A 15447-nucleotide genomic window follows, 5' to 3' on the forward strand; every position below is an offset into this window, starting at 1 on the left:
TCTATGCGTTTAAAAGTAACGTTTATAAATTATTTTCAAGCGACAATTCTGCCCGTTTCCTTTCGAACCTCTGGTAAATGCTGCTGCCGAGAAGCCCGAACAAAATCGGTCCAATGATAAGCAACAATGCTTGGACATATTCTCCGGTATGGAACGGCTGGTAGACTTGGAAGGTGATGGCGATCAAGGTAGCCGTACAGACGCTCAGTGAGCAAAGGTACCCTTGCCAGTGCGAAGCAATCAATGAATGCTTCAGCAGCCCAGGGTTCTTGATGCGATAGAACGGATAACTTGCGGCTACGACGAAATACGGAATGGCGCGGGCTACATTTGTCATATAGGTTAATTGATTGAATAATGCGCCTAAAATGGTACTATTTAAGGATAATCCTATGATGCACACAGAAACGACTGCGGCTTGGATCCATAGAGCCGTTTGAGGCATTTCTTTCTGATTGATTTTTGTCAGGAATTGCGGCCAGATTTCCTTCGGCGTGCCCTGAATCAAACTTTTTAACGGTGTATAGGTGATGGACGACAACAACCCGATATAGGCTACGAACAAGGTGAATGCGGTATAGCGTATGAACGTTTGATAAAGGAACGTTTGAGCAGCTGCGGACAAACCGAATGTAACACTGATGTTATTGGCTAGGCTGCCCATCAAGCCGTACATCAGATTGCCGAGGTGGAACTGATCGGTTTCGCGAAGCACATTCAAGTTATTAGCGCCGCTCCAAAGCATGATGCCACCGAAATAAAGGACGACGATGATCACGGCACTGATGATCAGTGCTTTAGGAAATTTCTTTCTTTGTTCGCCGGATTTGTCGACTAGGCTGGCGATTGTGTCGAGTCCGCCGAATGCGGTGATGGCGAAAATAAAGAAGGGCAACTGCGAAAGGAATGAGTCACTGGTTCCCTTGAAAAAACTCGGGGCAGCCAGGCTTTGCTGCACATTTTGCATGATGAGCTGCGGATTGTTCACCATCAGCAACAGATTGCCGATCCCAGAAATGAGCAACAGACCGACCATCGCGTAGCTGCTCGTCTTCAGAAATGAAAAGACGGCTTGGTATCCACGGTTGATCACCCAAGTCATGCAAAATACGGCGAAAAGCGAGAGCACCATGATCCAGTAGGATGTGTCGATCCCAAACCATTGCTCAGCAGAAGTCAAGTCCTTTCCGAAAAGCATGATGGTGAAAGGAATCAACAATTTCATGAAAAGGCTGATGATCCAGGTGAAGTAGCTGCAGTACCACAGGAAAGCGGTAATGAAAGCGATACGCGGCGAGAAAGCATCCTTCAGCCAATCATAGATGCCGCCTGTGCGATTCGAATAGCTGCGCGTATATTCTGATACAATAAGGGCATAGGGGATAAAATAAAAAAACGCGCTGATCAAAAACCAAGGGAATGATTTCAGACCCATCATGAAAAAAGAGGACGACATACTTGAAAAAGAGTATACTGTCATAACGATGATCAGAACCAGATTGAAAAATGATAGACTTTTGATTTGTTTCATAATAAACTCCTTAATAAATAATTTGCTTCCGACATTTGGTATCATCATAGTAACTTTTTGGATAAAGGGCAATAGAAATACATAGATTTTGAAAAATATAGGGAATTGGAGTAGTGAACAATGTCACAAACAAATTTGTGGTTGGAAGAGAAAAGAAAGGAATGGCAGGCGGATTTTTTAGGATTGGCTCAGGATGTTGCCCCGCCTTGCCAGCAAACCGAACTGCGCTGGACGCATGTAGCCGGAAACACAAGCGATCACTACAAAACCATCCGCCTGCGGATCGGTAAAGGCATCGCCGGCGAAGTTTGGCGCACCGGCAGGGAACAACGCGCCACTGAAATTCAATCAGACAGCCAGAATCTTTTGAATTATCCAATCGCAAGGCTCGAGCAGCTCGATATGACAATCGGCATTCCGATAATGAAGAACGGCATCATCCGAGCGGTCTTGTTGCTGGGATACCGCCATCCGATCGATTCTGCCATGGCCGATGTGACCGCTGTCTACGCAGCTTTGCCAGGCTTAGCGGCCCTATTGGAAGAGGAGGAGCACAAAGATGGCTGATCCGAATGAACGCATTTCCAAAATTTTGCCCCAACCGACTTGGCTCATGGATTCTGACTACATTGTAATCGACAAGAATGCACAGGCAGAAAAGTTCGAGAAAGATTATGTCATTTCAATGGAATATGCGGTACAGGTGGCCAAGGGCACTTGTTGCGCTTTCCATACCGATAAAACAGCATGCAAAAACTGCCCGCTCGAGAATAAATGGGCTGCTTCGGATGGTTTTCCGATCACTTTTATGGGCCGCGACGGAGTGTCCTATGAATTTTTCGGGAAACTAGTGAAAAGGGAACACATCTGGATGCTGGAGATCCGCTATATCGATAAGCCCTTCGAATCAGAGGGGAAAAGCATGCTGACATACTTGAACGAGGCACGAGAGAGTGAGCAGAAAAGGATTGCGCGTGAACTCCATGATGGGATTGCCCAGAGCATCTACAGCTTGATGCTTGAAACGAGAGGGCTGAAGTGGACACCGGTTGAGGAGCATCAGCAGAAGCTCCAGGCGATCGATCGGCATTTTGCGGACGTACTTTTGGAAATCAAGAGTTTGGCTACCGAATTGCGGCCGAGCATTCTCGATGATGTCGGGCTTATCCCGGCGATAAATCAGTTTGTCGAACAGACAATGGAAATGACAGGATTCATCATCCATGTTATCGTAGACGGGGACAGAATCGAGCTAAGCAGCCGAGGGAATGTCGTCATCTACCGCAGTATTCAGGAGGCAATCTCGAATGCTCTGAAATATTCCGGAGAGAATGAAGCGTCCATAACCCTTGATTTTGGCCAAAATGGACTGCGCGTCACGATTGCGGACGATGGAAAAGGGTTCATCTACGATCCTTACCATCTCGGATTCGGTCTGCTGAATTTGCGGGAACGCGCCCACTCTGTAGGCGGGAAAATGGAAGTCGATACAGGTATAGAAAAAGGGACACGCATCACATTGATCGTGCCTTATAAGGAGGGCTTGGCATGAAAATCATTATTGCAGACGATCATGCATTGGTGCGCAACGCGCTGACCTTCATGTTGAATGCGCAACCGGACATGGAGGTCGTCGGGGACGCCGCTGACGGCAACGAAGTCTTCATGAAGCTGGAAAATACGCAGGCCGATCTGGTGCTGATGGACATCAGTATGCCTCCGGGGGAAAATGGTTTGCATACGACGCGCCGGATCAAAGAGACACATCCGGAGATCAAAGTGATCGTATTGACGATGCACGATGAGGAAAGCTACGTGAGGGAAGCATTGAATGCAGGTGCCGATGGTTTCATCCTCAAAAGCACGACCGACGACATCTTGTTGGAAGGCATCCGGAAAGTCCATGCAAATCAGCGCTACTACAGCGGATATACAAGCGACAAGTTGGATGAGATGGACACTTTTGAGGGTGACAGCCTCTATGCCAGTCTTTCGAAACGGGAAAAAGAGGTATTGCCGCTCGTCGCTTTGGGCTACAACAACCGGGACATAGCCGAAAAACTGTTCATTTCAGTCAAAACGGTAGAAGTGCATAAAGCGAACATCAGAAAAAAACTGAAGGTCGACAGCTACGCCGATCTTTTGCGTTATAGTGTGAAAAATCATCTGGTCGATTTCTAGGAGGAATAAGATGAAAATAGGAATCATGTACGTGCTTCACGGCAGAAAAACCAGCATCCCGCAAAAACTTTTGAGTATCGTCAAAGATTTCACCGATACATTGGACCTGCCGCAGGCAATCGGCATGCTGGAAGGTCAACAGCAGACGTTGGAGGATGCAGTCAAAATGCTTGAGGAACAGGCAGTGGAAAAGATATTCGTCGTTCCAGTTCTCCTTTTCCCGGCCACGCACGCTCGGGAGGATATCCCGCAGCGCATGCAGGCATGCGCTGCGGTTCCGTTTGAAATCAGCGAGACACTGGGGACAACGAAAGCTGTATACGACTGGTTGAAAGACCGGTTGCAGGAAGCTGCAGAGACACACCCGACGTTTCCAATCATGCTGGTCGCGCACGGAACGACCCATTATCCGGAACCTGGCGAACAACTGGAAAGGATTGCGGCTGCCTTGAGATCCGATTTGGGTCGCGAAGTCTTCGCTACCAATCATCTGGGCGAACCGCATTATCAAGCGATTTCCGGAGAACTGCCATACATCGTGCAACGGCTGTTCTTTACGGATGGATACTTGGCAAAAAAAATTGGTTTCTGGTTCGAAAAAAACCGGCCTCAGGATGTGTTGCTGGAACAATTGCTCGATGCAGAAGCCGTCCATACAGCCCTTAAGGAACGGTTGGAGGATGCCGGATGTATCCGATAATGGTCGACATCAGCAAACGGAAAGTTGTGGTGGTCGGCGGCGGAAAAATCGCGACGCGGAAATTGCAGGAATTGATCCGTTGCGGTGCCCAGCCGACCGTCGTCGCTCCTGCCGTCAGCCCGGAAATCCTGGAGTGGGCTGAAAGCGGCAAAGCATTACTGGACAGGCGGGCATACAAATCCGGCGATCTTGATAATGCAACCTTCATCTTCATCTGCACGGATGACCCGGCTACAAACAAAGCGATAAGGTCGGAAATCGGACCGCATCAGTTCCTGAACGACACGACCGACCGCAGCAACAGTGACTTCATCAATCTTGCGACGCTGCGCCAGGATGACTACCTGGTGGCTGTCTCCACGTACGGGAATGATCCGCGGAAAGCCAAACAGATTCTTCACGAAATAGCCGAAAAAATAAATCCGACTCAAGCCTAGTGCTTGAGTTTTTTTGTTTCGGCAGTGTTGCTATATCCGGCGCTGACTGAGGAACAATTTTGGTTCGAAGACCGGAACTCCGACGAGCGCCCCTTCGCCGGAGGTAACGGCGCTTTTACGTGCTGTCCTCCGTCGAAGGCTGCTTAATCGGACCTGAGCATGGTGAACGCGACACTACCTCCGACCGGCTTGCCTTTGACCGGAGGTAGGCAGCTCTTACCGGAGCCGGATTCTCCATTGCTTTCTCCGTTGCGTCCGCGCATAACGTTTTTGTCCAAATTATGGCATTACTCAAAACATAGGCGTTTCCCTAATATTAAATGATTCACAAATCCTTTATTGTGAATTTTATAACAACGAATAGAAGAGGGTGCGCAAATGAGAGAACATTTGGTCTTGATCGGAAACGGTATGGCAGGGGTTCGTTTGGTTGAAGAAATTCTGGAAAGGGATCCGGAACGCTATGATATCACCATCATCGGGAAGGAATGCTACCCGAATTACAATCGTATCATGCTGTCCAATGTGCTGCAGAATAAAATGACGGTGGATGAAATCATCACCAATCCATATACATGGTACGAAGAGAACAACATCACACTGATCAATGAGGATCCGGCGGTAGGAGTCGATACAGCGAACAAACTGGTCACAAGCGAAAAAGGGCTGAAGATACCTTACGATAAACTGGTTTTTGCGACAGGTTCCCATCCGTTCATTTTGCCGATACCCGGTTCGCAGAAAGACGGCGTAGTCGCCTTCCGAACCATCGATGATACGGCTGAAATGATGGAAGCTGCAGGCAAGCACAAGAAAGCTGTCGTCATCGGCGGCGGTTTGCTTGGCCTGGAAGCCGCGAAAGGCCTTCAGCTGCAGGGAATGGACGTCACCATAGTCCATTTGGCCAAATGGTTGATGGAAACGCAATTGGATGAAAGAGCAGGGAAATTGTTGCAGGGGGATTTGGAGGCGCAGGGACTGAAATTCCTGCTGGAATACGCGACAACCGAAATATTGGGTGACGAGCGCGTCACCGGCCTGCGCTTCAAGGACGGCACCACGATCGATACGGATCTTGTCGTCATGTCGATCGGTATCCGACCAGCTGCCGAATTGGCGCGCGAAGCCGGTCTGGAAGTAAACCGCGGGATTGTCGTCAATGACTTCATGGAAACCAATTTGCCGGCGATATACGCAATCGGTGAGTGCGTGGAACATGACGGGAAAACCTACGGATTGGTTGCCCCCTTGTTTGAACAAGGAAAAGTGCTGGCCGATGTATTGACCGGCATCGAAGCCAAACCATACCAAGGATCCAAGACGTTCACTTCCTTGAAAGTTTCCGGATGCGATCTTTATTCAGCAGGGAACATCATGGACACTGAAGGGATGCAGAGCATCGAAGCATTCGATGGCGTCAACAGGAACTACAAAAAAGTGTTCATCAAGGACAACCGCATCGAGGGGATCGTCCTCTACGGCGAAACAGCGGACGGAAACCGATACTACAACATGATGAAAAAAGGCCAGGAAATCGCTGATCTGCAATCAATCGCGATCCTGCAGGCCGCAGGTGAAGAGGCAGGAAGCGACGATGTCGTTGCTTGGGATGATGACGAGACCGTCTGCGGCTGCAACGGCGTCACGAAAGGCGACATCATCAGAGGCATCCGCGACAAAGGCTTGACAAATGTAGCTGAAGTGGGAAAAGTCACCAAAGCCGGAACCAGTTGCGGAAAATGCAAGCCACAAGTCCAGACATTATTGGAGCACGAACTGGGCGAGGGCGTCACGGCTTCAACAGGCATCTGTTCCTGCACGGATTTGAACAGAGACCAGGTCATGACGCAGATCTATGCGAAGCATCTGACGACAAGCTCGGATGTATTCAGGGAACTTCACTTTTCAAATCCTGAGGGCTGCGCGAAATGCAGACCGGCAGTCAATTTCTATTTGAATGTTGCCTTCCCGACTGAACACAAAGATGAGCGCCAATCACGCTATGTGAATGAGCGCATGCATGCCAATATCCAAAAGGACGGAACGTTCTCTGTCATTCCGAGAATGAGGGGAGGCCAGACGAATCCACAACAATTGCTGCAAATCGCCAAAGTAGCCGAAAAATACAGCGTGCCATTAGTGAAAGTCACCGGCAGCCAAAGGATTGGCCTGTACGGCGTCAAGAAGCAGGACCTTCCGGCCATCTGGAAAGAATTGGACATGGTTTCAGCACAGGCCTATGCGAAAGCTTTCCGTTCGGTCAAAACTTGCGTCGGGAAGAACTTCTGCAGATTTGGCACCCAGGATTCGATGGGGCTTGGCATCAAGTTGGAAGAACGCTTTGAATTCATCGACACACCGCACAAATTCAAAGTTGGCGTATCGGCTTGTCCGCGCAGCTGCGTAGAATCCGGAGTGAAGGATTTCGGCATCATCTGTGTGGAGAACGGCTATCAAATCTATATCGGCGGAAATGGCGGTACTGAAGTCAAGGAAGCACAGTTGCTTACGACCGTGGAAACGGAAGAAGAAGTCATCGAATATTGCGGCGCTTTGCTGCAGTACTATCGCGAAACGGGCATTTATGCCGAAAGGACTGCTCCTTGGGTTGAACGTTTAGGATTTGATGCTGTTAAACATATCCTGAGCGATGCTGCAAAACGGAAAGACTTGATTGAGGCATTGGATGTGGCAACAGCAGTGAAACGGAAAGATCCATGGCATGAAATTGTCGGCGATCGCGACATCCAGGAAAAATTGTATTCGATAGACAGAAGAGAACTTGTGACGGTGGGTGATTAAGATGACAGAAAAAATATTTTTGACCACAACAGATGCTTTGCTTCCGCAGATTGGACGATCCGTATCGATCGGGAACAAAAAGATTGCCCTTTTCCAACTATCAGACGGCCGCATCACGGCCATCGAAGATTTTTGCCCTTTGACTGGCGGACCTGTTCTGGAAGGGACCGTATCGGGTGAATACCTCTACGAACCGCTGCGGGATTATAAAATATCCTTGCTTGACGGGCGCATCCAGGACCCTGATGAAGGCCAATTGAAGGTATATGAGCTGTTGCTTGAAGACGGGGACATTTACCTGAAGGGCGCTTTCTTATGATCCATTTCGTAGGTGCCGGACCGGGCGATCCGGAATTGATGACTGCAAAAGGTGTGCGGCTGTTGCAGCACGCCGATGCGGTCATCTATGACCGGTTGGTTAATCCCTTGTTGCTCTTTCATTGCAAGGAGGATTGTCTTTTCATCTATGTCGGCAAAACACCTGATCGGAAATCGACCAAGCAAACAGAAATCAATGCGAAACTGATCGAAACCGCAACAGCCCATGATTCTGTCGTACGTCTGAAAGGCGGCGATCCAGCCATCTTCGGACGTATGACGGAAGAATTGGAAGCATGCGAAGAGGCGGGGGTCCGTTTCGACATCACTCCAGGAATCACTGCCGCCAGCGGAACAGCCAGCTACAGCGGGATTTCGCTGACGCAAAGAGGCATAGCCACTTCGGTGACTTTCACGACAGGCAGACTGATCGATAACGAGAAAAACACTTTCCAGCAATTATTGAATGGCCAGACCGTCTGCCTTTATATGGGTGTGGAGGCGCTCGACCGCTTCGTGGAGGCTGCCTTGGAACAAGGGCTGAAAGTGGAAATGCCCATCCTGATAACCCAATGGGGGACATACGGCAGACAGTCGAAAATACAAGGAACGCTTGCAGACATCAGGCAAAAAATCAGCGAAACCAAAATCGAGAATCCGGCCATGATCATCCTGGGCGAAGTCGTCCACGCCGGGGAACGCTTCGACTGGTTTTCTGACTTGCCTGAAAAAGGCGACTCTAAGCTGTACGTCTCAACCCGGAAACCAGTTATGGAAGCCTTGCTCGAACAGACGCAAAAGGGCGCGGATGTCTGGTGGATGCAAGTAGGCGAAAAGCGCGACTGTCGCTTTGATGAGGTAAACAATCACTACTTGGCGGAACAGCATTTCGATACCATCATCTTTGATGATGAGACAGCAAAAAATATATATGAAGCGGAAAAGGTGAAGCCATTATGGGAGCATTGAGCCCGAAAGAATTATTAGAAGAAGCCATTCTAAGAGGCAAACATAAAGCCGATTACAGTATCATGACGATGGCTGCATTGGGTATCATGGCCGGCGTCTTCATAGGACTGGCGGGCGTTGCGATGATCCGCACAATGGGATCGATGCCAGCTGAGTGGGGTACGCTCGTCAACTTGTTGGGGGCGATGGTTTTCCCGGTCGGACTCATCTGCCTGTTGTTGGTGGGCGGTGAATTGGTGACAGGAAATATGTTGTCCGTGTCGCTTGCGTTGTTCGCAAAAGAAATATCCGGAAAATCATGGTTGAAGAACATGGCGGTCGTCACACTGTTCAACTTGATTGGAGCCCTTTTTGTAGCTTACTTCTTTGGCTACTTGTCCGGCACGCTGCAAGGAGCGTTTATCGATAGGACGATTGCTGTCGCCAGAGGCCGTATCGATGTGGCACCCGTTCAATTGTTCTTTTCTTCGGTTGCCTGCAATATCCTGGTCTGCACAGGCGTTTACATGAACTATGCAGCCAAGGATTTCATCGGGAAAATCTTCGGCACTTTTCTGCCGATCATGGCTTTTGTGATTGCTGGTTATCAGCATGTCGTTGCAAACATGTTCTTGATCCCGGCAGGAATTTTTGCCGGTGGGGCGACTTGGGCGGAATTTATTCTGAACATCAGCATCGTCTGGATCGGGAATCTGGTAGGAGGCGGTTTCTTCATGGGCGGGCTTTATTTCATGGCGTACAGAATCGGTATGCAGAAGTGAAGATATCCGTTTGATTACAAGCGAAAGTCCTCTATAATAGTGAAAGAAGGGAGGTCGCTGCATGAAGACACTAAAAGTAGGGACGCGCAGTAGTGCGTTGGCCCTGAAACAAACCGAACTGGTCATTGAGGCCCTGAAAAGAGTGGATCCCGCGGTGAATGTCGAGGTTGTCGGCATCACCACCAAAGGGGATAGGCTGGTGCATGTGCCCTTGACGCAAATCGGCGGGAAAGGCGTATTCGTGAAGGAAGTTGAGGCCCAATTGTTGGACAAGACAATCGATTTTGCTGTGCACAGCCTCAAGGACGTGCCTGCCCGGTTACCGGAAGGATTGACGATCGTTGCCACACCCAAACGGGCGAATCCGCTCGATTGCTTGATCTGGAACGACGACAAACCCTTTTCAGGGACAACAGCGCCTTTGGTGATAGGCACGAGCAGTGTGCGCCGGATCAACCAATTGAAGACTGCATTTCCTAACATGTCGTTTGTGCCGATCCGCGGCAATATCGAGACCCGCCTCCGCAAGATGAAGGAAGAAGGCTTGGACGGCATCGTACTGGCAGCAGCCGGGCTTGAAAGGATGGACTATCTGAAGGGGCTGCATACGCTCATGCTTGAACCGGAAGTCTGTGTTCCGGCAATCGGGCAAGGGATCATGGCTGTCCAATGCCGTGAGGAGGACAAGCAACTGATCGAACTGCTTAGTGGCATCAATGATGAAGCTGCTTCGTTGGCTTGTCTTACCGAGCGTACCTTCCTGCATCGCGCAAATGGCAATTGCGACTTGCCGATAGGCGGCTATGCGCATCGATTGGATGATGGGAAATGGGAATTTTTGGCGTTCTTGGCTGGTTCCATAGATGAAACCGGAGTCACGAAACGTTACATCGGAGAAGATCCGCTGAAGTTGGCGGAAACGGCAGCGGACGAATTGTTGCCATGACAAAAGCGATACTGTTGACAAGGCCGCTAGTCATGAATGCCGCAGATCAGATCCGGTTCCGTGCGCAAGGGTTCGGACGGTTTTACGAGATTCCTTTATGTGAAATCAAACAGTTGCCGATAACGGAAGCCATCAGAAGAGAAATCAATGCGGCCGAGTGGCTTTTCTTTACGAGTCAAGCGCCTGTAGCGAGTGTTCTGGCCGTCATCGAAAAGGGAAGGCGCCCGTTGATTGCCGTGATCGGCAAAAAAACCGGGGAAATGGTCCGATCTTGCGGATTTGAGGTGGCTTTCGTCAGCCCGCAGGAAACAAAAAAACAGTTTGTTTCCGCTTGGCAGAAAAGTTTTCCGGCGAGAACATCGATTTTCTATCCGAAGAGCCAGCTTGCCGATGATGCCATCGAACAACTCCTGGGGATTGGAAACGTAGTAACCAGTTCGGTCCTTTACCACAATGTCTTCCTTTGGGAACGACAAGCGGAGTTGACGGAGCTGCTCAATAAGGGCGAGCTATCCGCTGTTTACTTCGCCAGCCCATCGGCATGGAAAAGATTCCTTTCGGTCTACATCAAAACCGAAAGAAAGCCGCTCGTTTTCTATGCTATAGGTGATACGACAAAAAAAGCCATCAATGACAGCGGCTATGAGGCAGTTCTAATCCAACGATAAGCAAGCAGGTGCAAAGATCATCCCGATCTCCGCGCCTGCTTTTTTGTCGACTCAGCCTGATATCCGGATACCCTACATTGAAAAAGGCCTTCTTGCTATACGATGCGGTGCGGAAGTTGTAGAATGTATATAAAAGGTATGTTAGGCACCGTAGAGAATACGTTCTGCAGAAAGGAGAAACGAGATGGGGAATCTGTACAAGGATAAATTAAGCGGCAGTCGGATCGGCATCGTTTTCGGAGCCTTCGCGCCTTGCCATATCGGCCATTTGGAAGTCATCTTGGAGGCAAAGAAGGAGAATGACGGTTGCGTCGTGATCGTCTGCGGCCAGGAGGGCGATTTCGGCGAACCTTTCGGTCTGGATGTCTACAGAAGATTCCGGTATATGCGCGAATTGTTTGCGGATGATAACCAGATTTATGTCGTGATGGCAGCCGGCCAAGGTATTCCGAATAAGGAAACCGACTGGGAACCATGGTTACAAATCATCAAGCTCAAGATAGCCGATTCGCTTCAGCACAGCGATGCGCAAAAGATATGGTATACCGGGAAAACAGCGCAGGCTGAGGCATTGGGAAAAGAGTCCGAGGATGAAGTCCATCTGGTGGACACCAGCCTGTACCCGATCACCGGCCTGAATATCCGCAATGATGCCTTGCGCCATTTTAACGCCATCGCTTTGCCTTTCCGGCGCGCGTTCACGAAAAAAGTGTTGGTTTTGGGCGCCCCGAGCGGGGGGAAAACGACGCTGGTCAAGGATTTGGCGAAACTGTATTCCTGTCCCTATAGTTTCGAATATTCACGCCAGTACCAAGAGGAATCGAATGTGAATGATTTTGAACTGGATGGCATGGATTACCAGCGGTTGGTCACCGGTCAGTTCCAGCTGAACCGGGATACCATCGCGGATCCCGCCAGTCAAGGGATGGCCATTTTGGACACGGATGTGATGGTCACAAAAGTCTACGCACGCCTAGGTGCTGAGGATGCGGATTATGCGATCACTTCGGAAGAGTATGCAATCGTGGAGCAGTCGGCCAACGCCTTCATTGCGCGACAATTGTGGGATTTGATCCTAGTCGTGCCACCGACTCTGAAATATGTCGACGACGGCTACCGCAATATGGAATTTTCTGAGGATGCCTTTTTGACGACCATCCACGAGATGATGCTGGATGAAATCGCAAGAAGCGGAAACTTGGATAAAGTCGTCATGCTGGATGCAAAAGGCATCGGCGATAAGGATGAATTCAGTTATTATGCCCGTTACAAACAAGCAAAAGAAGCGATAGACAAGTTGATGGGGCATCAATAATCGTGATGATAATTTTGACAGAAAAAAGACAATCATTGTTAAAATGACCGAATTACACCGGACAAGGGCCAATTTTTTTACTTGTATTCGACAAAAACCTCGATTTTTTCGTCCGTATGTTGAATATAGCTAGCGTTCATCAAACTTTTTATTTGAACAATCACCATCACAAAAAAATTTCGCGCGGGTTTCTTTGCTGCGCTTTTTTCGAAAATATTCCCTTGAACATCGAAGGCGCATAATCATTTCGAAGTACCGACCGCCGAGAATTTGGTGTAAATAATTGGAACTAAATAGCGATAGGCAATGAAAGAAGCGGCCAGATCCTTGGAGGACTCAGCCGCTTCTTTTTGCGTCTATTATTTGGCTACTATTTATTAGTTCTGAAATATATTTTGATAGGCCCGATACCTTCGATGCTTCTTTTAACGCATTGTCAATTTTTTCCTTACTCATTAAATATTCACATACAGAGACAAGAGTTTTCGAATCTTCAACTTCAGTGGTAATGATTTTATATTCGATAATTTCCGAAATATCCTTAATTTCGAAAAAAACAGCCAATTTCTCAATTGCAGTTATATCTATCATTTTTCTGTTATGTTGATTTACATAAGCGTTCAACATAGCAGGACGCATACCTATTAGACTGGCAATAGTTTTTTGAGGAATTTTATATTTTAACTAATTCGGGGACTTATAATCAAAATTCGACTCGTTTACGTTTCATGACTTATATAATATCCCTTTCTATCACATCATATACTATAAATATTGTCAGAATAGCATGATTACGAATAAATAAAATGCCGTAGAAGTGAAATTTTAGTTAAAACGATAAAATAAATCAGCATATTTAATCAAAAAAATGATTGACAGTCAAATGAACGGTACGTTAAGGTTAAAATAAATATAATTAGACGTAATTACGAATTAACAAAATTTAAGCGAAGATTGGAATTGGAGGAAATAGTGCATGAGGCAAAAAAAAAATAAGTGGTTATTTGTTGTCATTCCATTTGTGATGGTGATAATATTGGGAATGAGTTTCATTACGACGGAGATAGAAAATGTGGTTGAAGACGGACTGAATGAAAAATCCGTTCAAGTTATCGAAACATCAATACGAGAACCCCAGACGGAAGCACCGCAAGAATTCGAATCTTCCGAATTAGCATCGAATGGAGAATTTATAAAACCGCTTCAGTCGACAGGGGTTTTCGAAGGCATCGGATTACCAGAAGAAGACGACTACATGAATGCCATCCATAAAATGACACATCAGAAGGTTCATGCGTTCGCGAAGTGGGGCGTAATCCAAATGACCGATGAAACAATCGATGAAATGCTTCGTGTGTTGGACGAAGCTAATTATGAACACGAAACGTTCTATCGTGAAACACTGGAAGCGTGGATGAATGGGGATTTCTCGAATGCGGTGGACGTACACAACCAGCTTTGGGAAGCGCAAGGAGGTACAATTGGCAAGGCAAAACGATTGTTGACACCGGAAGAAGAAGCGGAATTCATCAAAAATAACCTAAAGTAATAACGAAAGGTGTCGAAGAAATTTCGGCTTTTTTTTTGCGCCAATTTTCTTTTGGGCATTTCGATAATTAACAAGGGTGTTCGGGAAAACCGATCACCCTTGTTCGTTTATGTCTGATTTTCACAGAAGCTTTCGCGTGTTATGCTACCCATATCAACCAAGGTCAGAGAAGGAACACCATTCTCGAATTTTGGCACATACAATCGTACATAACAAACTTAACGGGGGAATTAACATGGCTAAAATCGTATCGTCAGTAGCAGAGTTGATTGGAGATACACCGATCATCAAATTAAGCAAAGTCGTGCCGGAAGGCTTTGCCGATGTCTATTTGAAATTAGAGGCGTTCAATGTAGGAGGCAGCATAAAGGATCGCATCGCCTTGAATATGATCGCGACAGCGGAAGAAGAAGGAATCTTAAAGCCAGGCGACACGATAGTAGAGCCGACCAGCGGTAACACCGGCGTAGGCTTGGCGATGTTGGCGGCAGCGAAAGGCTATAAAGCCATCTTTGTGATGCCGGATACGATGAGTATCGAGCGCCGTCTGTTGCTTTCGGCTTATGGCGCCGAACTCGTGTTGACTCCTGGGGCAGAAGGGATGCCTACAGCGATTGCGAAAGCCAAAGAAATTGCCGCACAACCCGGACATTTTCTGCCTCTTCAGTTTGAAAACCCAGCCAATCCGGCTATCCATGAAACGACTACCGGCCCGGAAATCATTGCAGCTTTCGACGGGATCGGCCCTGATGCTTTCCTATCGGCTGTCGGAACAGGCGGAACGATCACTGGGGTAGGAAGAGCTTTACGAAAAGCAAATCCGGATGTCGGCATCTATGCCTTAGAACCTTCCGAGTCAGCAGTATTGAGCGGTGGCCAAAAAGGACCGCATAAGATCCAAGGAATCGGTACCGGCTTCATTCCGCAAGTATTGGACACGGCAGTTTTCGACGGCGTGTTCCAGGTTTCCAGTGAAGAAGCTTTCGAAATGACCCGCAGATTGGCCAAAGAGGAAGGCATTCTTGTGGGCATCTCCAGCGGTGCAGCAGTGGCAGGAGCCATCGCCTTGGCCGGTCAACTGGGCGCAGGCAAGTCGGTAGTGACAATCGCACCGGACAACGGCGAAAGATACCTTTCCACACCAGTGTTTCAAAATTAGCAATATAACGAATAATGATAGTGCCCCAACCACAGCAGGAGCGGTTCCTGTGGTTGGGGAAATTTTTTGTGCGTTCTGCTTTTTATTAGCCGGTACTGATTCAGTCGTTCA

16 protein-coding genes are annotated in these 15447 nt (G+C 48.2%); 14 read left to right on the forward strand and 2 right to left on the reverse strand.

Going from position 1 to position 15447, the window contains the following annotated elements:
• Window positions 1-22 precede the first annotated feature (22 nt).
• Entirely contained in the window at window positions 23-1531 is a 1509-nt protein-coding gene (locus PH235_RS00740; RefSeq protein ID WP_272160557.1) for an amino acid permease, read from the reverse strand.
• Window positions 1532-1651: 120 nt separating this feature from the next.
• On the opposite strand from PH235_RS00740, the gene PH235_RS00745 reads away from it, so the two are divergent.
• The 12 genes from PH235_RS00745 to PH235_RS00800 all read left to right on the forward strand — a co-directional run bounded on the left by PH235_RS00745 (window position 1652) and on the right by PH235_RS00800 (window position 12628).
• A complete protein-coding gene (locus PH235_RS00745) occupies window positions 1652-2098 on the forward strand; it encodes a GAF domain-containing protein (protein WP_272160558.1) in 447 nt (148 codons plus the stop codon).
• A complete protein-coding gene (locus PH235_RS00750) occupies window positions 2091-3083 on the forward strand; it encodes a sensor histidine kinase (protein ID WP_272160560.1) in 993 nt (330 codons plus the stop codon). Before PH235_RS00745 ends, PH235_RS00750 begins: the two co-directional genes overlap by 8 nt.
• Entirely contained in the window at window positions 3080-3712 is a 633-nt protein-coding gene (locus tag PH235_RS00755) for a response regulator (RefSeq protein WP_272160562.1), read from the forward strand. The genes PH235_RS00750 and PH235_RS00755 overlap by 4 nt, the downstream gene beginning before the upstream one ends.
• Before the next feature lie 10 nt (window positions 3713-3722).
• Window positions 3723-4412: a sirohydrochlorin chelatase gene (locus PH235_RS00760; RefSeq protein WP_272160563.1), complete on the forward strand. Its 690-nt coding sequence runs from the start codon at window positions 3723-3725 to the stop codon at window positions 4410-4412.
• Entirely contained in the window at window positions 4400-4849 is a 450-nt protein-coding gene (locus PH235_RS00765; protein WP_272160565.1) for a precorrin-2 dehydrogenase/sirohydrochlorin ferrochelatase family protein, read from the forward strand. Before PH235_RS00760 ends, PH235_RS00765 begins: the two co-directional genes overlap by 13 nt.
• Window positions 4850-5227: 378 nt before the next feature.
• Complete coding sequence (gene nirB / locus PH235_RS00770) at window positions 5228-7651, forward strand: nitrite reductase large subunit NirB (RefSeq protein ID WP_272160567.1); 2424 nt, start codon at window positions 5228-5230, stop codon at window positions 7649-7651.
• A 1-nt stretch (window position 7652) separates the two neighbouring features.
• The gene (locus PH235_RS00775; RefSeq protein WP_272160569.1) at window positions 7653-7970 is read left to right on the forward strand and encodes a nitrite reductase (NAD(P)H) small subunit; all 318 of its coding nucleotides are present in this window, start codon (window positions 7653-7655) and stop codon (window positions 7968-7970) included.
• On the forward strand, window positions 7967-8938 hold the full coding sequence (gene cobA, locus PH235_RS00780) for a uroporphyrinogen-III C-methyltransferase (RefSeq protein ID WP_272160570.1): 972 nt from the start codon (window positions 7967-7969) through the stop codon (window positions 8936-8938). The genes PH235_RS00775 and cobA overlap by 4 nt, the downstream gene beginning before the upstream one ends.
• Window positions 8926-9699: a formate/nitrite transporter family protein gene (locus tag PH235_RS00785; RefSeq protein WP_272160572.1), complete on the forward strand. Its 774-nt coding sequence runs from the start codon at window positions 8926-8928 to the stop codon at window positions 9697-9699. Before cobA ends, PH235_RS00785 begins: the two co-directional genes overlap by 13 nt.
• Before the next feature lie 61 nt (window positions 9700-9760).
• A complete protein-coding gene (hemC, locus tag PH235_RS00790; RefSeq protein ID WP_272160574.1) occupies window positions 9761-10645 on the forward strand; it encodes a hydroxymethylbilane synthase in 885 nt (294 codons plus the stop codon).
• Window positions 10642-11313, forward strand: coding sequence for a uroporphyrinogen-III synthase (locus PH235_RS00795; protein WP_272160576.1), 672 nt, complete (start codon window positions 10642-10644; stop codon window positions 11311-11313). The genes hemC and PH235_RS00795 overlap by 4 nt, the downstream gene beginning before the upstream one ends.
• Before the next feature lie 184 nt (window positions 11314-11497).
• Window positions 11498-12628 (forward strand): AAA family ATPase, encoded by a 1131-nt coding sequence (locus PH235_RS00800; protein WP_272160578.1) that lies wholly within the window; start codon window positions 11498-11500, stop codon window positions 12626-12628.
• Window positions 12629-12964: 336 nt separating this feature from the next.
• Here the strand turns inward: PH235_RS00800 and PH235_RS00805 are convergent, their stop codons facing one another.
• Entirely contained in the window at window positions 12965-13255 is a 291-nt protein-coding gene (locus PH235_RS00805; protein ID WP_272160579.1) for a hypothetical protein, read from the reverse strand.
• A 349-nt stretch (window positions 13256-13604) separates the two neighbouring features.
• On the opposite strand from PH235_RS00805, the gene PH235_RS00810 reads away from it, so the two are divergent.
• Together PH235_RS00810 and cysK are read left to right on the forward strand one after the other, a co-directional pair.
• Entirely contained in the window at window positions 13605-14177 is a 573-nt protein-coding gene (locus PH235_RS00810; protein ID WP_272160581.1) for a DUF6241 domain-containing protein, read from the forward strand.
• Window positions 14178-14412: 235 nt separating this feature from the next.
• Window positions 14413-15336, forward strand: coding sequence for a cysteine synthase A (gene cysK / locus PH235_RS00815; protein WP_272160583.1), 924 nt, complete (start codon window positions 14413-14415; stop codon window positions 15334-15336).
• Window positions 15337-15447 lie beyond the last annotated feature (111 nt).

It is taken from the genome of Trichococcus sp. K1Tr, assembly GCF_028309625.1.
Lineage (GTDB): Bacteria > Bacillota > Bacilli > Lactobacillales > Aerococcaceae > Trichococcus.